At 60.9% G+C, this 18,252-nt stretch carries 17 protein-coding genes, 2 rRNA genes and 2 pseudogenes (1 of these 21 cut by a window edge); 10 read left to right on the top strand and 11 right to left on the bottom strand.

Going from position 1 to position 18,252, the window contains the following annotated elements; genetic code table 11:
* Both I6L48_RS03345 and rrf read left to right on the top strand, forming a co-directional pair.
* Positions 1-1,457, top strand: a 23S ribosomal RNA gene (locus I6L48_RS03345); it begins 1,432 nt to the left of the window's first position.
* Between the two features lie 83 nt (positions 1,458-1,540).
* Positions 1,541-1,655, top strand: a 5S ribosomal RNA gene (rrf, locus tag I6L48_RS03340).
* A gap of 101 nt (positions 1,656-1,756) precedes the next feature.
* Here rrf and I6L48_RS03335 read toward each other — a convergent pair.
* From I6L48_RS03335 to ilvY, 3 genes are all read right to left on the bottom strand, one after another.
* Positions 1,757-4,330, bottom strand: a complete 2,574-nt coding sequence (locus tag I6L48_RS03335) for a bifunctional acetate--CoA ligase family protein/GNAT family N-acetyltransferase (RefSeq protein ID WP_113069250.1) — start codon at positions 4,328-4,330, stop codon at positions 1,757-1,759.
* A gap of 90 nt (positions 4,331-4,420) precedes the next feature.
* The gene (locus I6L48_RS03330; RefSeq protein ID WP_010676124.1) at positions 4,421-4,612 is read right to left on the bottom strand and encodes a hypothetical protein; all 192 of its coding nucleotides are present in this window, start codon (positions 4,610-4,612) and stop codon (positions 4,421-4,423) included.
* A gap of 107 nt (positions 4,613-4,719) precedes the next feature.
* On the bottom strand, positions 4,720-5,613 hold the full coding sequence (gene ilvY, locus I6L48_RS03325) for an HTH-type transcriptional activator IlvY (protein ID WP_048209637.1): 894 nt from the start codon (positions 5,611-5,613) through the stop codon (positions 4,720-4,722).
* Positions 5,614-5,806: 193 nt separating this feature from the next.
* Here ilvY and ilvC point away from each other — a divergent pair, with 193 nt between their 5' ends.
* Positions 5,807-7,288, top strand: coding sequence for a ketol-acid reductoisomerase (gene ilvC / locus I6L48_RS03320; protein ID WP_039041087.1), 1,482 nt, complete (start codon positions 5,807-5,809; stop codon positions 7,286-7,288).
* 163 nt (positions 7,289-7,451) lie between these two features.
* Here ilvC and pgi read toward each other — a convergent pair whose 3' ends face one another.
* A complete protein-coding gene (pgi, locus tag I6L48_RS03315; protein WP_103243929.1) occupies positions 7,452-9,101 on the bottom strand; it encodes a glucose-6-phosphate isomerase in 1,650 nt (549 codons plus the stop codon).
* Positions 9,102-9,522: 421 nt separating this feature from the next.
* On the opposite strand from pgi, the gene I6L48_RS03310 reads away from it, so the two are divergent.
* Complete coding sequence (locus I6L48_RS03310; protein WP_029314882.1) at positions 9,523-9,711, top strand: hypothetical protein; 189 nt, start codon at positions 9,523-9,525, stop codon at positions 9,709-9,711.
* A 115-nt stretch (positions 9,712-9,826) separates the two neighbouring features.
* Here the strand turns inward: I6L48_RS03310 and I6L48_RS03305 are convergent, their stop codons facing one another.
* From I6L48_RS03305 to coaBC, 6 genes and pseudogenes are all read right to left on the bottom strand, one after another.
* Positions 9,827-10,663, bottom strand: a complete 837-nt coding sequence (locus I6L48_RS03305; RefSeq protein WP_042864726.1) for a mechanosensitive ion channel domain-containing protein — start codon at positions 10,661-10,663, stop codon at positions 9,827-9,829.
* Between the two features lie 284 nt (positions 10,664-10,947).
* Positions 10,948-11,031 (bottom strand): annotated as a pseudogene (locus tag I6L48_RS03300) (nucleoid occlusion factor SlmA); the annotation flags it as partial.
* A 138-nt stretch (positions 11,032-11,169) separates the two neighbouring features.
* A pseudogene (locus tag I6L48_RS03295) lies at positions 11,170-11,253 on the bottom strand (nucleoid occlusion factor SlmA); the annotation flags it as partial.
* A 138-nt stretch (positions 11,254-11,391) separates the two neighbouring features.
* Positions 11,392-11,988, bottom strand: coding sequence for a nucleoid occlusion factor SlmA (slmA, locus tag I6L48_RS03290; protein ID WP_010676117.1), 597 nt, complete (start codon positions 11,986-11,988; stop codon positions 11,392-11,394).
* Between the two features lie 70 nt (positions 11,989-12,058).
* Positions 12,059-12,517, bottom strand: coding sequence for a dUTP diphosphatase (gene dut, locus I6L48_RS03285; protein ID WP_010676116.1), 459 nt, complete (start codon positions 12,515-12,517; stop codon positions 12,059-12,061).
* A gap of 76 nt (positions 12,518-12,593) precedes the next feature.
* Positions 12,594-13,796, bottom strand: a complete 1,203-nt coding sequence (gene coaBC / locus I6L48_RS03280; protein ID WP_216987773.1) for a bifunctional phosphopantothenoylcysteine decarboxylase/phosphopantothenate--cysteine ligase CoaBC — start codon at positions 13,794-13,796, stop codon at positions 12,594-12,596.
* A 147-nt stretch (positions 13,797-13,943) separates the two neighbouring features.
* On the opposite strand from coaBC, the gene radC reads away from it, so the two are divergent.
* The 6 genes from radC to I6L48_RS03250 all read left to right on the top strand — a co-directional run bounded on the left by radC (position 13,944) and on the right by I6L48_RS03250 (position 17,592).
* Positions 13,944-14,618, top strand: a complete 675-nt coding sequence (gene radC, locus I6L48_RS03275; protein ID WP_039040991.1) for a DNA repair protein RadC — start codon at positions 13,944-13,946, stop codon at positions 14,616-14,618.
* A gap of 136 nt (positions 14,619-14,754) precedes the next feature.
* Positions 14,755-14,991, top strand: a complete 237-nt coding sequence (gene rpmB / locus I6L48_RS03270) for a 50S ribosomal protein L28 (protein ID WP_005307492.1) — start codon at positions 14,755-14,757, stop codon at positions 14,989-14,991.
* A gap of 11 nt (positions 14,992-15,002) precedes the next feature.
* Complete coding sequence (gene rpmG / locus I6L48_RS03265; RefSeq protein WP_005323752.1) at positions 15,003-15,170, top strand: 50S ribosomal protein L33; 168 nt, start codon at positions 15,003-15,005, stop codon at positions 15,168-15,170.
* A 90-nt stretch (positions 15,171-15,260) separates the two neighbouring features.
* A complete protein-coding gene (locus I6L48_RS03260; protein ID WP_113069246.1) occupies positions 15,261-15,716 on the top strand; it encodes a hypothetical protein in 456 nt (151 codons plus the stop codon).
* Between the two features lie 14 nt (positions 15,717-15,730).
* Positions 15,731-16,543 (top strand): bifunctional DNA-formamidopyrimidine glycosylase/DNA-(apurinic or apyrimidinic site) lyase, encoded by an 813-nt coding sequence (mutM, locus tag I6L48_RS03255; RefSeq protein ID WP_010676112.1) that lies wholly within the window; start codon positions 15,731-15,733, stop codon positions 16,541-16,543.
* A gap of 176 nt (positions 16,544-16,719) precedes the next feature.
* On the top strand, positions 16,720-17,592 hold the full coding sequence (locus tag I6L48_RS03250; RefSeq protein ID WP_043153319.1) for a VirK/YbjX family protein: 873 nt from the start codon (positions 16,720-16,722) through the stop codon (positions 17,590-17,592).
* 74 nt (positions 17,593-17,666) lie between these two features.
* On the opposite strand, the gene coaD is transcribed toward I6L48_RS03250, so the two are convergent.
* Positions 17,667-18,149, bottom strand: a complete 483-nt coding sequence (gene coaD / locus I6L48_RS03245) for a pantetheine-phosphate adenylyltransferase (protein ID WP_043153322.1) — start codon at positions 18,147-18,149, stop codon at positions 17,667-17,669.
* Positions 18,150-18,252 lie beyond the last annotated feature (103 nt).

Raw genomic sequence — 18,252 nt, 5'->3', positions numbered from 1 at the left:
CAGGCGACGGTTGTCCTGGTGAAAGTGCGTAGGTGGTGTTTCTAGGCAAATCCGGAGACACAACACTGAGACACGAGACGAACGCACTACGGTGCGGAAGCCATTGATGCCCTGCTTCCAGGAAAAGCCTCTAAGCTTCAGATTACAAGTCATCGTACCCCAAACCGACACAGGTGGTCGGGTAGAGAATACCAAGGCGCTTGAGAGAACTCGGGTGAAGGAACTAGGCAAAATAGAACCGTAACTTCGGGAGAAGGTTCGCTCTTGATGGTGAAGTCCCTTGCGGATGGAGCTGTCGGGAGTCGCAGTGACCAGATGGCTGGGACTGTTTATCAAAAACACAGCACTCTGCAAACACGAAAGTGGACGTATAGGGTGTGACACCTGCCCGGTGCCGGAAGGTTAATTGATGGGGTTAGCGCAAGCGAAGCTCTTGATCGAAGCCCCGGTAAACGGCGGCCGTAACTATAACGGTCCTAAGGTAGCGAAATTCCTTGTCGGGTAAGTTCCGACCTGCACGAATGGTGTAACCATGGCCATGCTGTCTCCACCCGAGACTCAGTGAAATCGAATTCGCCGTGAAGATGCGGTGTACCCGCGGCTAGACGGAAAGACCCCGTGAACCTTTACTACAGCTTGGCACTGAACATTGAACCTACATGTGTAGGATAGGTGGGAGGCTTTGAAGGCGTGACGCCAGTTGCGCTGGAGCCGTCCTTGAAATACCACCCTTGTATGTTTGATGTTCTAACGCAGGGCCCTGAATCGGGCTCGCGGACAGTGCCTGGTGGGTAGTTTGACTGGGGCGGTCTCCTCCCAAAGAGTAACGGAGGAGCACGAAGGTTGGCTAATCCTGGTCGGACATCAGGAGGTTAGTGCAATGGCATAAGCCAGCTTAACTGCGAGACGGACAGGTCGAGCAGGTACGAAAGTAGGTCATAGTGATCCGGTGGTTCTGAATGGAAGGGCCATCGCTCAACGGATAAAAGGTACTCCGGGGATAACAGGCTGATACCGCCCAAGAGTTCATATCGACGGCGGTGTTTGGCACCTCGATGTCGGCTCATCACATCCTGGGGCTGAAGTCGGTCCCAAGGGTATGGCTGTTCGCCATTTAAAGTGGTACGCGAGCTGGGTTCAGAACGTCGTGAGACAGTTCGGTCCCTATCTGCCGTGGGCGTTGGATGATTGAAGGGAGTTGCTCCTAGTACGAGAGGACCGGAGTGAACGAACCTCTGGTGTTCGGGTTGTCACGCCAGTGGCACTGCCCGGTAGCTAAGTTCGGAATCGATAACCGCTGAAAGCATCTAAGCGGGAAGCGAGCCCTGAGATGAGTCATCCCTGACCCCTTGAGGGTCCTAAAGGGCCGTTGGAGACCACAACGTTGATAGGTGGGGTGTGTAAGCGTAGCGATACGTTGAGCTAACCCATACTAATTACCCGTGAGGCTTAACCATACAACACCCAAGAAGTGTTCAGAGACTTGTAGCAGATACCGAGAACGAATAACTAAATCAGCTTTCTCAGATTGAAGATTTTGCCTGGCGGCAATAGCGCAGTGGAACCACCTGACCCCATGCCGAACTCAGAAGTGAAACGCTGTAGCGCCGATGGTAGTGTGGCATTCGCCATGCGAGAGTAGGACACTGCCAGGCACCCAATACAAGAAACCCCGCTCACTCGAGCGGGGTTTTTTATTGCCTGAAATTCACGTTATCCATCCATATCTGGTTGATTTACCACCACGATTGTATCGTTATACAACCTGATCAGCACAGGGCAGCTCCATGTTGACTATCCCATCTTCCAGCTGAATATCGATCTTGAAACCGAGCCGTTTGGCCAGATTGATCATGCCGCGATTGCTGGGCATGGTCATGCCAGAGAGCTGGCCTATGCCACGCTCTCTGGCATAGCGCACGATCTTTTCCATCATCAACTTGCCGAGTCCGAGCCCTTTCAAGTCTGAGCGGACCAGGATGGCAAACTCCGCATCCGATTGATCCGGGCTGGCAATGGCTCGCACCACTCCCAGGATCTGCTGGCTGAAAGGGCCGTCCTGACCCACGGCGACGAAGGCCATTTCCCGGTCATAATCGATCTGGGTCATGCGGGCCAGCTCCTCATGCCCCAGCTCCCCCACGTCGGCGAAGAAGCGTTTGTACCTGTCTTCATCAGACACCTGCCGCACGAACTGCTTGTGGGCCGGCTCGTCTTCGGGGCGGATGGGGCGCAGCAGCACATGACTCTGATCTTTCAGCCAGGCACCCTCTTCCAGCTCGGTGGGATAGGGGCGAATGGCCAGTGGCAGCACTTGTTGTCCTCGCTCTGCCAAGACGAGCCGGGCATCCAGGATCACCATCTCTTCGCCACAGGCCTGCAGCGGGTGCAGATCCAGTTCTTGTATCTCGGGGAAGGCCAGTAGCAGCTCGGAGATCTGGCACAGCACCTGGCCGAGGGCGTCGATATCGAGCCGTACCGGACTGGCCTGCTCGCGGATCTTGGCATCCTTGAGGGCACCAATGATCTGGTAGCGAGCCAGTGCCTGGTTGAGGGGAGGAAGGGCCGCGACCATCTCGCGGGGCTCGGCGCCGGATTCCCCGAGCAGGATGACGGGGCCGAAGACCGGATCCTGCTGCAAGCGGATCCGTAGCTCCAGACCCCCGCTGCGGCGTGCCATGCGTTGTACCAGAAGCCCTTCTATGCGGGCGCCAGGATCGTGCTGACGTACCCTGTCCAGAATGGCATCCGCCGCCTGGGCGACTTCCGCCGAGGTGCGCAGGTTCAGCATGACACCGTGTACATCGGATTTGTGGGCGATGTCGGGAGATCGCAGCTTCACCGCTACGGGGTAGCCGATCTGTTCTGCAGTCAGTGCGGCCTCGATGGCATCGGAAACGATCCAGGTCGCGAGGGTTGATAGCCCGGCTGCCTGCAAGATGGGATGGGCCAGGTGGGTGTCCAGCACCCGCTGCTGGCGCTCCAGCGCTTGCCCAAGGAGCTGCTGGCAGCGCTCGACATCGAGCCTGTCGCCCTGCAGGGAGGCCGGTGTTTCCATCAACTGCTTCTGGTTGCGGCGATATTCCACCATGTGCATGAAGGCCGTGACGGCGCTTTCCGGGGTGCGATAGGTCGGGATGCCTGCCTCGTTGAACAGGCGTCTCCCCTCCTGGGCGGAGTATTCGCCTGCCCAGTTGGTCAGGATGTTGAATCGTCTGGCCCTGGGATGCTGCTTGATGAAGTCGATCAGGCTGCTGGCGAGGGTGACACCTCGGGCGGTGAGGGACGGTGCATGGATCAGCAGGATGGCATCGGCACCGTCCCCTTGGAGCAGCGTCTCGAGTGCACTCTTGTAGGCCTCGATATCTGCATCGCTGCCGATGTCGAGGGGTGGCATCGCCAGCTTGCCTCCCCGAGACAGCAGTACGTCTGCGGCCATGTTGGCGAGGCCGCGCCCGTTGGAGAGGATGGCGAGCCGCTCCCCCTTGAGGGTCAGGGAGTGGCTCAGGGTCTCGACAGTGGCAAACAGTTCGTGGGTATCCCGGACGCGCAGCATGCCAGCCCGGCGGATAGCGGCATCATAGACATTGTCGAGACCGTTGGCCGGGTCGTGCCGACCGCTCTTGAGGATCAGGATGGGTTTGTTGCGCGAGGCGGCACGGGCGGCGGAGAGAAAGTGCCTGGCATCGTGCAGCTTGTCCATGTAGATCAGGATGGCGCGGGTCGTCCCGTCCCGGGAGAGCTGATCCAGCAGTTGGCCAAAGTCGATGTCGCAATGATCGCCCAGGGAGATGAAGGCCGAGAAGCCGATTTCGCGCTGCTTGGCCCAATCCAGGATGGTGGTGCTGACCGCTGCCGACTGGGAGAGAAACGCCACCTGTCCCGGAGTCGCTGCAATGGGGGAAAAGCTGGCGTTGATACCCTGCCCGGGGAGCAGCATGCCCATGCTGTTGGGGCCGAGCAGCCGAATGCCGTATTGCTGGCACAGATGCTTGAGCCGCAGGCGCTCGTCAGTGGAGAACTGGGCGGCCAGTATGATGGCGGCTCCGGTTCCTTTCTTGCCGAGCTCCTCGATGAGCGGCAGTACCCGTTCGCGTCGGGTGCAGACGATGGCGAGATCGGGGGAGAGGGGAAGGCTCTCTATGTCCGGATAGGCGAGCACGCCAGCGATGGCCTGGCTGCGGGGGGCCACGGGTAGTATAGGGCCCTGGAACTGACCCGCCAGCAGGTGCCGGATGACCACATGGCCTGCCTTCTGCGGATCACTGGAGGCGCCGATGACGGCGATCGAGTGAGGTTTGAAGAGCCGATCCAGGCCGCTTTGTTTCATGGGCACTCCTCGTGGTGGCCCCCGGGGCGAGGGGGACGGATGGTGCCAGTCTAATACGCTTTGCGTGCGGGTTCTGTGACCGATTGCGGATCACGATCTGGCCAGTGCGCTGGCGCGCAGATAAAAGCGCAGCTCCCCCTGAATGCATTGCACCGTGGCGAGGTGCCTGTCCTGGAGATAGATCTCCTGCTCCCGATCGAGTTCATGGCGCTGGACCCCGAGGCTTTGCAGATATTCTGCGAACAGGATGGCACTGCGGATTTCGACAAGATGCTGGCTCACGCTCTATTCCTTGATGGTGGCTGGATGGTGCCGGCCAGTGTCCCCTCTTCTCCCCCACTTTCATACTGATACATTTGACACTCACTGTGGCTCTGATGCCTGCCGGATCAGCGAAGGCCTCCCTGGCCGCGTGCGGTGTCCCAGAAGGCGCGGATCAGCGGCTCTTCCAGCCGCTTCTTGAGCACGGCGATACCGACGTCGAACGCCTTGAGCGCCGGTTTGGGCTCGACCACACGCACCTTGTCCCCCATGGGGCTGTGATCGATGACGGCGGCAGGCACGACACCTACACCGAAGCCGAGGGCCACCATGGCGACGATGCCCTCGTTGCCCGCCACTTCTGCATAGATGTTGGGAGCTATCCCCTTGTTGCGGAACCATTGATCACAGCGCTTTCGGGCCAGCCCCTGTTCGGAGAGGATCAGCGGCAGGCGCTCCCAGTCAGGTTCACCCAGGGGGAACCACTGACCCTGCTGGGGGGCATTGCGGGGGGCGATAAACACCAGCGGCACCTGCTGCAGGCTGGCGAATTCCAGCTTGGACGAGAGCGCATCCGGCCTCGCTGCGATGGCGAGATCGGCTTCGTCAGCCAGGATCTTGTCCACTGCCAGTGCCGGGTCGCCGGTCTCCAGCTTGATCTCCAGCTGGGGATAACGGCGACGAAAGCGTTCCAGTACCTCGGGTAGCAGAAAGTAGCTGGCGGTGACCGAACAGAACACCCGCAACCGCCCTTGCAGCGGCTCGTCGCTGCGCTTGAGCTCCTGTTTGAGTTGGCGCCACTCCTGCAGCAAGGCACCGCCAAACTCCCGCAGCTTGTCACCAGCAGGGGTGAGCCGCACCGAGCGGTTGTCCCGCTCGAACAGCACGCAGCCGGTCTCCTGTTCCAGTCGCTGGATGGCGCGGCTCAGGGTGGAGGGGCTGACCGCCATGGCATCGGCGCTTTTGCCGAAGTGGAGGGAGTCGGCGAGGTGGAGAAACAGTTCGAGATTGCGAAGGTCCATCTTTTTATTCCTGCGGCGTTGTCAGGCGCCCTGTAGCACGATGGCTCGGCGGCGGGAGATTGCGGGAAATCACATTTCAATTCCTGCAACGTACTGTTTCGAATATATCAGTTCAGGCAATAAGTGTCCCGCGCTATAGTGGTTTCGACAACGCCGCTATCCGGCATGGAATCAATCGAACGGAGCAATCACCATGGCTAACTATTTCAACACCTTGAACCTGCGTCAGCAGTTGGCCCAGCTGGGCAAGTGTCGTTTCATGCAGCGCGAAGAGTTCGCGGACGGCTGCAACGTGCTGAAGGGTAAGAAGGTGGTGATTGTGGGCTGTGGCGCCCAGGGTCTGAACCAGGGTCTGAACATGCGCGACTCCGGGCTGGACATCTCCTACGCCCTGCGCAAGGCCGCCATCACCGAGAAGCGCGCCTCCTGGCAGAAGGCTACCGACAACGGCTTCGTGGTCGGTACCTATGAAGAGCTGATCCCGACCGCCGATCTGGTGCTGAACCTGACTCCGGACAAGCAGCACTCCGACGTCGTCAAAACCGTGATGCCGCTGATGAAGCAGGGCGCCGCTCTGGGCTACTCCCACGGCTTCAACGTGGTGGAAGAGGGTCAGCAGATCCGTTCCGACATCACCGTCGTGATGGTGGCGCCCAAGTGCCCGGGTACCGAAGTGCGTGAAGAGTACAAGCGCGGCTTCGGCGTACCGACCCTGATCGCCGTGCACCCGGAGAACGATCCCCAGGGTGAGGGCATGGCCATCGCCAAGGCGTGGGCCTCTGCTACCGGTGGCGACCGTGCCGGCGTGCTGGAATCTTCCTTCGTCGCGGAAGTGAAATCCGACCTGATGGGCGAGCAGACCATTCTGTGCGGCATGCTGCAGGCCGGTTCCCTGCTCTGCTACGACAAGCTGGTTGCCGAGGGCACCGACCCGGCCTATGCTGGCAAGCTGATCCAGTTCGGCTGGGAGACCATCACCGAGGCCCTGAAGCAGGGCGGCATCAGCTTGATGATGGACCGTCTCTCCAACCCGGCCAAGCTGCGTGCCTTCGAGCTCTCCGAGCAACTGCGCACCCTGATGCGTCCGCTGTTCGAGAAGCACATGGATGACATCATCGCCGGCGAGTTCTCCCGCGGCATGATGGCTGACTGGGCCGAAGACGATGCCAAGCTGTTTGGCTGGCGCGAAGAGACCGGCAAGTCCGCCTTCGAGAATGCCCCTGCCTATGCCGGCAAGATCGCCGAGCAGGAGTACTTCGACAATGGCGTGGTCATGGTGGCCATGGTCAAGGCGGGTGTCGAGCTGGCGTTCGAAACCATGGTGGCCTCCGGCATCTATGAAGAGTCCGCCTACTACGAGTCTCTGCACGAGCTGCCGCTGATCGCCAACACCGTCGCCCGCAAGCGTCTGTATGAGATGAACGTGGTCATCTCCGACACCGCGGAGTACGGCAACTACCTGTTCGCCAACGCCGCCGTGCCGCTGCTGCGCGAGCACTTCATGCCGACTCTGCAAGCAGGGGACCTGGGCAGTGCCCGTGCCGAGAGCAAGGCGGTGGACAACCTGGCCTTGCTGGCTGCCAACGAAGCGACCCGCAACCACCCGATCGAGAAGATCGGCCAGACCCTGCGTGGTTACATGAAGGACATGAAGCGTATTGCCGTCGGCGGTTAAGCCTTCGCTGAGCGGCATCGGAAGGGGCGGGGATGACGATCCCCGTTACTGGCTGGCTTAGACACCTGGCCTGTCGTCCGGATGATGCAAACAGACAGATTGAAGCCTATAAAAAAGCCCCGCTCATCGAGCGGGGCTTTTGCATTCTGGAGGGCGGGAGCAATCAGGCCTTCCAGGCTTTCCAGGTGTTGATCAGGCCGTTGGTGGAGCCGTCGTGGCTGGTGACGGCCTCATCGGTGCCCAGCTCCGGCAGGATCTTGTTGGCCAGCTGTTTGCCCAGCTCCACACCCCACTGGTCGAAGGAGAAGATGTTCCAGATTGCGCCCTGTACGAAGATCTTGTGCTCGTACATGGCGATCAGGGAGCCGAGGGTTTTCGGGGTCAGCTGCTTGAACAGGATGGAGTTGGTCGGGCGGTTGCCTTCGAACACCTTGAACGGCACCAGATCCTTGACTTGCTCCAGGGTCTTGCCGGCGGCCAGGAACTCGGCCTCCACCGCTTCCTTGCTCTTGCCGAAGGCCAGGGCTTCGGTCTGGGCGAAGAAGTTGGCCAGGAGCTTCGGATGGTGGTCACCGATGGGGTTATGGCTGATGGCCGGCGCCAGGAAGTCGCAGGGGATCAGCTTGGTGCCCTGATGGATCAGCTGGTAGAAGGCGTGCTGGCCGTTGGTACCCGGTTCACCCCAGATGATGGGACCGGTCTGGTAGTCAACCGGATGGCCGTCGCGGTCCACGTACTTGCCGTTGGACTCCATGTTGCCTTGCTGGAAGTAGGCAGGGAAGCGGTGCATGTACTGATCGTACGGCAGGATGGCTTCGGACTCGGCACCATGGAAGTTGTTGTACCACAGGCCAATCAGGGCCAGCAGTACGGGCACGTTCTGCTCATAGGCGGCAGTGGCGAAGTGCATGTCCATCTCGAAGGCGCCTTGCAGCAGGGCCTCGAAGTGCTCGAAGCCGAGGGAGAGGGCGATGGGCATGCCGATGGCGGACCAGGAGGAGTAGCGGCCGCCGACCCAGTCCCAGAACTCGAACATGTTGTCGGTGTCGATGCCGAACTCGGCAACGGCCTTGCCGTTGGTCGACAGGGCGGCGAAGTGCTTGGCAACGTGGGCCTTGTCACCGGCATGACCGAGGAACCAGTCGCGGGCGGTCAGGGCGTTGGTCATGGTCTCCTGGGTGGTGAAGGTCTTTGAGGCCACCAGGAACAGGGTGGTTTCCGGATCGATCTTCTTGAGCGTCTCGGCGATGTGGGTGCCGTCGACGTTGGAGACGAAGTGCATCTCCAGGTGATTCTTGTAGGGGCGCAGGGCCTCGGTGATCATGACGGGGCCCAGATCGGAGCCACCAATGCCGATGTTGACCACGTGCTGGATGGCCTTGCCGGTATAGCCCTTCCACTCGCCACCGATGACCTTCTCGCAGAAGCCCTTCATCTTGGCCAGTACGGCGTTCACTTCCGGCATCACGTCCTTGCCGTCAACCTCGATGGGACGGTCGGAGCGGTTGCGCAGGGCGGTGTGCAGTACGGCGCGCCCTTCGGTCATGTTGATCTTGTCGCCGTTGAACATGGCGTCGATGGCGCTGCGCAGATCGGTCTCGCCAGCCAGGTTCACCAGCAGCTTGAGGGTCTCTTCGGTGATCAGGTTCTTGGAGTAGTCGACCAGGATGTCGCCACCGAAGGTGAGGGAGAACTTGTCAAAACGCTTGGGATCCTGTGCGAACAGATCCTTGAGACGCATCTCCTTGTTGGCTGCAAAATGGGCTTCCAGTGCCTGCCAGGCCTGGGTCCGGGTTGGATTGATATTTTTCATAGGATTATCAGTCTTCCAAGTTGTGTTTGAACCTTGCAGGCAAGGCTCCCGCCAAACCTTATTATGCGAGCATTATACCGGGCACTCCGTGCGCCCCGTGTAACAGAGCATTACCAATTGTCTGCAACGAGGGAGTGTACAACCAAAACAGTGCGATTATGAGTCACCCAGTACCCCGGGATCTTGCGTTCGCGCATGCTTGTTCGGGTTGAAAAGGCTTTCATTTCAAGGGGAGCGCGGCCGTGGCTCTGGAAAGCTGGCGTGACAGATCAAAGGGTATTCAACAGACGCTCATCGGACGGTTTATTGAGCAGGCGCAAATGGTGGGCAACAGACGCTGGCTATCATATGAGCCGAATGGACGAGATCTCCCAGGGATGGCCAAGGTATGGAATCAATGGTGTGGAATGAGGAGATCGAGATGAAAGCCCTGTTATCCCTGTTTGCCCTGAGCCTGATCGCCACCGGCCTCATCGGTTTGCTGACCCTGACGCTGGCCAATGCGGCGCCGACGCTGGAGATCCGCGTACTGGCGGTGATCGGAGCCGTGCTGGGGGGTTATGTGCTGATGCAGCCCCTGCTCAACCGGGTTGCACGCCGGCTGGGGTGAGAACGCGGTGCGACCTAGTGCGCAAGACCGGCCTGTGGCCGGTTTTTTCATGTCACAGAAGGCAGAAACGACAGTGCCAGCCCGAAGGCTGGCACTGGAGAACGCACACCGAGGATCAATCCGCCGTCTTTTGCATGTGGACCACACGCTGGGGGAAGGGGATCTCGATGCCCTCGGCGTCGAAGGTGAGCTTCACCTTCTCGTGGAAGTCGAACCAGACGCCCCAGTAATCGCCGGTCTTGACCCAGGGGCGCACCACGATATTGACCGAGGAGTCGGCCAGCGCGGCGACGGCAATGGTGGCGGCCTGCTCCTTCAGGATGCGGGGCTCTTCGCTCACCAGCCGCTCCAGGATCTGTTTGGCCTTGCGCAGGTCGGAGCCGTAGCCGATGCCGAATGTCATGTCGACGCGGCGGGTATCCATACGCGAGTAGTTGACGATGGTGCCGTTTAGGATGGCGGAGTTCGGCACTACCACCATCTTGTTGTCACCCGAGGTGAGGGTGGTGGTGAAGAGCTGCACCGATTGCACAACGCCATTGGTGCCTGCCACCTCGATAAATTCCCCTGCCTTGATGGGGCGGAAGATGATGAGCAGGAAACCGGCGGCAAAGTTGGAGAGAGAGCCCTGCAACGCCAGACCGATGGCCAGACCGGCGGCACCTATGATGGCCACGAAGGAGGCGGTCTGCACCCCGACCCGGCCCAGGGCGGCGATCACCACGAACACCAGGATGGTGTATTTGAGGATGCTGCCGACGAAGTGGGTGACGGTGGTGTCCAGCTTGCGGGTCTGCATCACCTTGACCACGCCACCGCTGAGAAGGTTGGCTGCAATGTAACCGACCAGCAGGGTGATCAGGGCGGCGGCGATGTTGACCGCATACTCGATGATCAGCCCCTGGTTGTTGGTCAGCCAGGTCTGTGCTTCGGTAATGATCTCGGGTTCCATAGGATGTCCTGTTGGTGTGAAGATTTATGGCAGATGAATCTAACACTTGAGCGCGACAAGCTGGGTCGCATCTGGTGCTTGTCTCTTCTTTTGTGCCACAAAAAGCAAGGGAGGCCAAGGCCTTCCGTTTTGTCACAACCCTGCTGGCGCAGGGACGCTGGGCATGTGCGCACTCAGCTTTGCAGCTGCTGGCTGCGGATGAACTGCCACTGATCTTCAAACCCGGCGGTGGGGTTGATTGTGAGCTCGGAGCAGACGTGCATTGGTTGATGCGGTCTGCTGGCTCAGCTTTGCAGCTGCTGGCTGCGGATAAACTGCCACTGATCTTCAAAGCCGGCAGTGGGTTTGATTTTGAACTCGGAGCGGACGTGCATTGGTTGATGCGGTCTGCTGGCTCAGCTTTGCAGCAGCTGGCTGCGGATAAACTGCCACTGATCTTCAAACCCGGCAGTGGGCTTGACTGTGAGCTCGGAGCGGACGTGCATTGGTTGATGCGGTCTGCTGGCTCAGCTTTGCAGCAGCTGGCTGCGGATAAACTGCCACTGATCTTCAAACCCGGCGGTGGGCTTGATTGTGAACTCCGAGCGGACGTGCATTGGTTGATGCGGTCTGCTGGCTCAGCTTTGTAGCAGTTGGCTGCGGATGAACTGCCACTGATCTTCAAACCCGGCAGTGGGTTTGATTTTGAACTCGGAGCGGACGTGCATTGGTTGATGCGGTCTGCTGGCTCAGCTTTGCAGCAGCTGGCTGCGGATAAACTGCCACTGATCTTCAAACCCGGCGGTGGGTTTGATTTTGAACTCGGAGCGGACGAACTGGCTGATGCGGCCCTCGGTATAGGCCAGCAGCAGGTTGGCCAGCATGGTCTCGTCGAGCTGGAAGCCCTGGCCTTCCCGCAGCCGTTTCTCGCGCAGTACCTGCTTGATCTGGGTCTCCAGCTTGTCGAACAGGATGCTGATGCGATCCCGCAGCCGATCGTGTTCGCCCAGCAGGGCATCGCCATTGAGAATGCGGGTGATGCCGGGGTTGCGCTCGGCGAACACCAGCAGCAGCTGCAGTATGTGATGGCAGCGGGCCATGGTGTCCTTCTCTTCGGCCATGATCAGGTTGACCCGTGACAGCAGGGAATCCTCGATAAAGTCGATCAGCCCTTCGAACATCCTCGCCTTGCTGGGAAAATGCCGGTAGAGGGCCGCCTCGGACACGCCCACCTCGGCCGCGAGGCGTGCCGTGGTGATGCGCTGGCCCGGGCTGGTTTCCAGCATGTGGGCGAGTGCCTGCAGGATCTGATCGCGCCGACTCTGTTTCTGGTTACTGCTTGCCATGGATTCCCCTAAAAAAACAATGGCTTGATTCTATTATTTGGCACGTGCCCCGGGGGGTCGTGTGGTCTTGTTATTGGCGACCAGAAGAACCAAACCCGCCTTCACCCCGTTCACTCTGATTGAATTCGTCGACCAGCTGGAAGCTGGCCTGTACCACCGGCAGGATCACCAGCTGGGCGATGCGCTCGCCAGGCTGCATGGTGAAGCTGTCGTTGCCACGGTTCCAGACCGAGACCATCAACTGACCCTGGTAGTCGGAGTCGATGAGGCCGACCAGGTTGCCCAGCACGATGCCGTGCTTATGGCCGAGGCCGGAGCGGGGCAGGATGGTGGCGCACAGACCCGGATCCTGGATGTGAATGGCCAGCCCGGTCGGCACCAGCGTGGTGTCGCCTGGGGCCAGGGTCAGCGGGGCATCCAGCAGGGCGCGCAAGTCCATGCCAGCGGAGCCCGGTGTGGCGTAAGCGGGCAGCGGGAAGTCGGTGCCGATGCGGGCATCCAGGATTTTCAGTTCAATTTGTGTCGTCATGAATCTTTTTCAATTGGATCGCCTGGCGATCGGGTGGTACTGCAGGAGCCTGGGGCTCCCGGCATGTTCAATGGGCTCAGGGTCGATAATGGCGTGCAATCAGGGCGACAAGATGACGGGCGAGCGTCAGCTTATCGGCCAGGGGCAGGGCGGCTTGACCCCCTTGCCAGAAGACGGTCAGGGCGTTGTCATCGGCATTGAAACCCTGGCCTGCACGGGACACATCGTTGGCTGCGATCATGTCCAGCCGCTTACGTCGAAGTTTGTCGAGGGCGTATTGTTCCACATCCACGGTTTCGGCGGCAAATCCGACGGTGAAGGGTTTGTCTGACAACGCCCCCACATCGGCGATGATGTCGGGGTTTTTGACCAGGGTCAGCTGCATTTGGTCGTTGTCGCCGGTCTTCTTGATCTTTTGCTCGGCCACCTGGGCGGGACGGTAGTCGGCGACGGCAGCGCAGCCGATAAAGAGGTCGCACTCACCGACCCGGCTCATCACCGCTTCGTGCATCTGCAGGGCACTCTCCACATCGATGCGGGTAACGCCGGCCGGGGTGGCCAGTGCCACCGGGCCGCTCACCAGGGTCACCTCCGCGCCCGCTTCGCGCGCGGCGCGGGCAATGGCGTAGCCCATCTTGCCGGAGCTGTGGTTGCTGATATAGCGCACCGGATCCAGCGCCTCGCGGGTCGGCCCGGCTGTGAGCAGCAGCCTGACGCCTGCCAAGAGTGGCTCGGCGGCGAGCTGCTGGCAGCAGCGTTCCACCAGTTCCAGGGGATCCAGCATCCGGCCCGGGCCCACATCGCCGCAGGCCTGGCTGCCGGAATCCGGCCCCCACAGCTGAATGCCGCGTTCGGTGAGGGTCTGGAGGTTGGCCTGGGTGGCGGCGTTGCGGTACATCTGCTGGTTCATGGCTGGCGCCAGGGCGACAGTCGCCGGGGTGGCAAGGCAGAGGGTGGTGAGCAGCTCGTCCGCCATGCCGGCGGCCATGCGGGCCATCAGGTTGGCGCTGGCGGGGGCGATCAGCACCAGATCGGCCCACTTGGCCAGTTCGATGTGGCCCATGCCCGCCTCGGCAGCCGGGTCCAGCAGACTGTCGGCCACCGGGTGGCCTGAGACGGCTTGCAGGGTCAGCGGGGTGATGAACTCCTTGGCGGAGCGGGTCATCACCACTCGCACCTCGGCCCCCTGATCTTTCAGGCGACGTACCAGTTCGGCACTCTTGTAGGCGGCGATCCCGCCACTGACACCCAACAGGATGCGTTTATCGGCCAATCTCATCTGCTGCTTCTCTTCCGGCTCACTCTGACTGGTCGGCTAAGATAGCACAGGCAATGGGTGGCGACAGAGGCTGACATGGGGGAGTTGTGGTCGGGCTCGCGGGATTCTTTGCTATGTTTTCTCTCAATAGCCATGAGGGAGAGACAAATGAGCATCAAGGAGTGGCCGGAAGAGGAGCGCCCGAGGGAAAAGCTGCTGCGCCGAGGGGCGGCGACGCTCTCCGATGCCGAACTGCTGGCCATCTTCCTGCGCACCGGGGTCAGCGGGTTGAGTGCGGTGGATCTCTCCCGCCAGTTGTTACAGCAGTTTGGTTCCCTGCGGGCACTGCTGGGGGCCGAGCAGCAGGATTTTTGTGGCGCTCACGGGCTGGGACCTGCCAAGTATGCCCAGTTGCAGGCGGTGCTGGAGATGGGGCGGCGCCATCTGGCCGAACAGTTGCAACGGGGAGAGGCGCTCACCTCGCCCGGGCTTACCCGGGACTTTCTGCAAGCCCAGTTGCGGGATCGGGGGCGGGAGGTGTTCGCCCTGCTGCTGCTCGACAACCAGCACAGGGTCATCCGGTTTGTCGAACTTTTTTACGGTACCCTCGACTCGGCGAGCGTCTGGCCCAGAGAAATCGTGCAGATCGCGCTCAAACATAATGCAGCCGCCGTGATTCTGGCGCATAATCACCCGTCCGGCGTGGCCGAGCCCAGTCGGGCGGACCGCCAGATCACGGATCGGATCCTGGCCGCCCTGGCCCTGGTCGATATCAGAGTGCTTGATCACCTGGTGATCGGTGATGGCATCACGGTTTCTTTCGCAGAGCGTGGTTGGTTGTGACTGGGCTCTGGCACTGTATTAGTTGATCTTTGATCACGGATGCTGTATAAAATGCCGCCTTCTGTTTGCCCCGCAATCGAAGGCCAGCGGGGCAGATATTTGCTCGAGCAATGAAGTAAGATTTGGAGAGACTGACATGTCTAGAGTATGCCAAGTAACCGGCAAGCGCCCGGCAGTTGGTAACAACCGTTCGCACGCTAACAACGCTACCAAGCGTCGTTTCCTGCCGAACCTGCACACTCACCGTTTCTGGGTTGAGAGTGAAAAACGCTTCGTGAGCCTGCGCGTATCCGCAAAAGGCATGCGTATCATCGACAAGCGCGGCGTTGAAGTGGTTCTGGCTGAACTGCGTGCCAGCGGCGTTAAGGTATAAGGAATTAGATCATGGCTAAAGGTATTCGCGATAAGATTCGCCTGAACTCCAGCGCCGGTACTGGTCACTTCTATACCACTACCAAGAACAAGCGCACCATGCCCGAAAAAATGGAGATCAAGAAATTTGATCCCGTGATTCGTCAGCATGTGATCTACAAAGAAGGCAAAATCAAGTAATTACTTGGTTTCGCTGCAAAAACCCGGCCTCGTGCCGGGTTTTTTTATGGCTGGAATTCAGTACACTGCCGATTCGAAGGGAGGCTAGCCATGTTCAAACTGAGCCGCAAAGGCTGGAACAACGTGATCATCGTGGTCGTGTTGATCGTCATTACCCTGTTGCACCGACTGGAGCAGGCCCAGCGGGAGAACAGTGCCAAACGCGCGCGTCCGCTGTTGCCGGAGAGTGCCGTGGTGCTGACCTGGCAGGGGCCGAGCTGGCAGATAGAGCGTATCGGCCAGGGCTGGCGCAGCGCGCCGGATCTGGGGCTTGGCAGCACCCAGCTGGCGGCCCGCATCGAGGCGTGGCAAGGCTGGCTGCTGCCCCCCGGCGAGCCCGTGCGCGGCACCCCGGTGACCCTCAAGATCTGGATCGCCGGACAGAGCGATCCGGTGGAAGTCGGGCTCTATCAGGACGACGGCAAGTTTGCCGCCCTGCTGCCCTCCTCGACCTGGCTCAGCTTGAGTCAGGCGCAATACCGTGACCTGATGCGCCCCATTCCCTGAACGAGAGATCGCCCATGCCTGAATTACCGGAAGTCGAAGTCAGCCGCCAGGGCATCTCCCCCTGGCTTACCGGCATCAAGGTGACCCGCGTGGTGGTGCGGGACGGCCGCCTGCGCTGGCCCGTGCCCGGCGAGATCCAGGAGCTGGTGGATCTCGTCATCCACCGCGTCAGCCGCCGCGCCAAATACCTGTTGCTGGAGACCGACTTCGGCACCGCCATCCTGCATCTCGGGATGTCCGGCAGCCTGCGGGTGCTGGACATCGGCACCCCGGCCGAGAAGCACGATCACGTGGATATCGAGCTGGCCAACGGCAAGCTGCTGCGGCTCAACGATCCGCGCCGTTTTGGCGCCCTGCTGTGGACCCGCGAACCGGCCGAGGCCCATGCCCTGCTCGCCAAGCTGGGGCCGGAACCCCTCACCGATGCCTTCCATGCCGATTACCTGCGGGAGCGGGCGAAGGGGCGCAGCACCGCCATCAAGCAGTTCCTGATGGACAACCACGTGGTGGTCGGGGTGGGCAACATCTACGCCAACGAGGCGCTCTATGCCGCCGGCATTCATCCCAGGCGGGCGGCGGGCAACATCAGCGCCGAGCGGCTGGGCACCCTGGTGAGCGAGATCAAGCGGGTGCTGGCCGAAGCCATTCGCCAGGGGGGCACCACCCTCAAGGATTTCACCAGCGCCGACGGCAAGCCGGGCTATTTCGTCCAGCAGCTGCAGGTTTACGGCCGTGGCGGCCAGCCCTGTTTCCACTGCCACACCCTGCTCACCGAGGTGAAGATGGGCCAGCGAACCACGGTGTTCTGCTCCCACTGCCAACGCTGAAAGTGGGATTTTTGAGCCGGAACCGGCCAAGTTGTAAGAGAGTATTTCCAGTCTGTTGAAGCGGCGTCAGCCCATGACTACTATCTCGCCAGTTCAGGCTGCGAGGTAATAAAATGACAGCTAAATCAATAGACTGGGAACATTTATCCCGGCAGGGGCACTATTGTGCCCACGATATGGCCCGCTTCCTCTATCCCGAAGACAGCGCCCGCAAGACCTTCAATCGCGGCAAGTTTTTGCTGCGCAGTCTGCTCTACCGTGCGCAGTTGAACCGGGTGTTCGAGCTGTTCCAGAGCGCCCCCCTGCGGGCGCTTCCCGCCCGCCACCCCGAGCTGCTCGACAAGCCGATGCGCCCCTATCGCTTCGCCTGCTCGACGGTGAACCAGCGGGTCAAGATGGTGGAGGATCACTACCGCCTGCTGCTGGGCCTGTACCCCGAGCTCATCGACCCGCTCTATCTGGGGGAGGGGATAGTGCTGGGCCATTATCCCGATGGCGGCTGGCGCATCGTGCTGCGTCACGACGGCACCTTCCGCCGGGAGGCGGAGCTGGCGCTCTCCATCGTCAACGCGCGGGGGGAGCGACTCTACAGCTGTGCCTTCTCCCTGGCGGGCAACGAACAGGAGCTGGCCCTGGTGATCGGGTCGGTGCAGGGGCCAGAGCCCTGTGTCGAGCAGCCCCAGGAGCAGGTGCGGGCATTGACCCGGGCGGGTCAGGGTCTGAGACCCAAGTCGCTGGTGGTGATGCTGGTGATGGCGCTGGCCGGGGCCATGGGGGCCCACCGGGTCTGTGCGGTGCGCATGAAGGCCCACATCTTCCAGGCAAGACGGTACAGCAAGAAGAAGAAAGCCTGCCTGCAGGCGGACTACGACGAGCTGTGGCAGGAGTTTGGCGCCCTCGATCAGGACGCCAACTTCGTGCGGCTGCAACCCGTGGTGCGCAAGCCGCTGGAGGAGGTGGCCGCCAAGAAGCGGGCCATGTACCGGCGTCGCTACGAGTGGCTGGACGGGCTGGAGCGGGCGATCCGCCAGCAGTTTGCCCACGGCTAGGCGTGCAGTGCGTTGATGCAACAAGGGCTACCCGCGGGTAGCCCTTGTTCGTTTCGGCCCATCAGGGGAGGGGATTAGCGCTGCTGCTTGGCGGCAATGGCCTGAGCCACCAGGGGGTCGACGAACTGGTGGATGTCGCCACCGTGCAGCGCCACCTCCTTCACCAGGGTGGAGGAGATGAAGGAGTTCTCCTCCGCCGGGGTGAGGAAGACGCTCTCCAGGGTGGGCATCAGGCGACGGTTCATGTTGGCGAGCTGGAACTCGTATTCGAAGTCGGAGACGGCGCGCAGGCCGCGGATCAGCACGTTGGCCTGCTGCTCCCTGGCAAAATCCACCAGCAGACCGGAGAAGCCCACCACTTTGACGTTGGGCAGGTGAGCCGTCACCTGCCGGGCCAGTTGAACGCGCTCCTCGAGATCGAACAGCGGCCGTTTGCTCGGGCTGTTGGCCACCCCGACCACCACCTCGTCGAACAGTCTGGCGGCGCGGCCAATGAGATCGGTATGGCCGTTGGTGATGGGATCGAAGGTGCCGGGATAGATTACCTTGTTGGTCATGCTGCTGATTCCTGAAACCGGAAAACTGGTCGCATTATAGGGGCTGTTGCCGGTTTGTCGCGACCGGGATGGCGCGGATTTCTGGCGCTGATCGGCGGCCGGG

It is taken from the genome of Aeromonas sp. FDAARGOS 1418 (genome assembly GCF_019048585.1).
Taxonomy (GTDB): Bacteria; Pseudomonadota; Gammaproteobacteria; order Enterobacterales; family Aeromonadaceae; genus Aeromonas; species Aeromonas caviae.
This window is presented reverse-complemented; position numbering and strand designations above follow the sequence as displayed.

Excerpts from the sequence above, each read along its gene's own strand:
- coaD (WP_043153322.1), bottom strand. The coding sequence starts at position 18,149 with ATGACCAACAAGGTAATCTATCCCGGCACCTTCGATCCCATCACCAAC.
- rpmG (WP_005323752.1), top strand. The coding sequence starts at position 15,003 with ATGGCTAAAGGTATTCGCGATAAGATTCGCCTGAACTCCAGCGCCGGT.
- ilvC (WP_039041087.1), top strand. The coding sequence starts at position 5,807 with ATGGCTAACTATTTCAACACCTTGAACCTGCGTCAGCAGTTGGCCCAG.
- pgi (WP_103243929.1), bottom strand. The coding sequence starts at position 9,101 with ATGAAAAATATCAATCCAACCCGGACCCAGGCCTGGCAGGCACTGGAA.
- I6L48_RS03335 (WP_113069250.1), bottom strand. The coding sequence starts at position 4,330 with ATGAAACAAAGCGGCCTGGATCGGCTCTTCAAACCTCACTCGATCGCC.
- I6L48_RS03310 (WP_029314882.1), top strand. The coding sequence starts at position 9,523 with ATGAAAGCCCTGTTATCCCTGTTTGCCCTGAGCCTGATCGCCACCGGC.
- I6L48_RS03250 (WP_043153319.1), top strand. The coding sequence starts at position 16,720 with ATGGCCCGCTTCCTCTATCCCGAAGACAGCGCCCGCAAGACCTTCAAT.
- coaBC (WP_216987773.1), bottom strand. The coding sequence starts at position 13,796 with ATGAGATTGGCCGATAAACGCATCCTGTTGGGTGTCAGTGGCGGGATC.
- slmA (WP_010676117.1), bottom strand. The coding sequence starts at position 11,988 with ATGGCAAGCAGTAACCAGAAACAGAGTCGGCGCGATCAGATCCTGCAG.
- rpmB (WP_005307492.1), top strand. The coding sequence starts at position 14,755 with ATGTCTAGAGTATGCCAAGTAACCGGCAAGCGCCCGGCAGTTGGTAAC.
- ilvY (WP_048209637.1), bottom strand. The coding sequence starts at position 5,613 with ATGGACCTTCGCAATCTCGAACTGTTTCTCCACCTCGCCGACTCCCTC.
- dut (WP_010676116.1), bottom strand. The coding sequence starts at position 12,517 with ATGACGACACAAATTGAACTGAAAATCCTGGATGCCCGCATCGGCACC.
- I6L48_RS03260 (WP_113069246.1), top strand. The coding sequence starts at position 15,261 with ATGTTCAAACTGAGCCGCAAAGGCTGGAACAACGTGATCATCGTGGTC.
- radC (WP_039040991.1), top strand. The coding sequence starts at position 13,944 with ATGAGCATCAAGGAGTGGCCGGAAGAGGAGCGCCCGAGGGAAAAGCTG.
- I6L48_RS03305 (WP_042864726.1), bottom strand. The coding sequence starts at position 10,663 with ATGGAACCCGAGATCATTACCGAAGCACAGACCTGGCTGACCAACAAC.
- mutM (WP_010676112.1), top strand. The coding sequence starts at position 15,731 with ATGCCTGAATTACCGGAAGTCGAAGTCAGCCGCCAGGGCATCTCCCCC.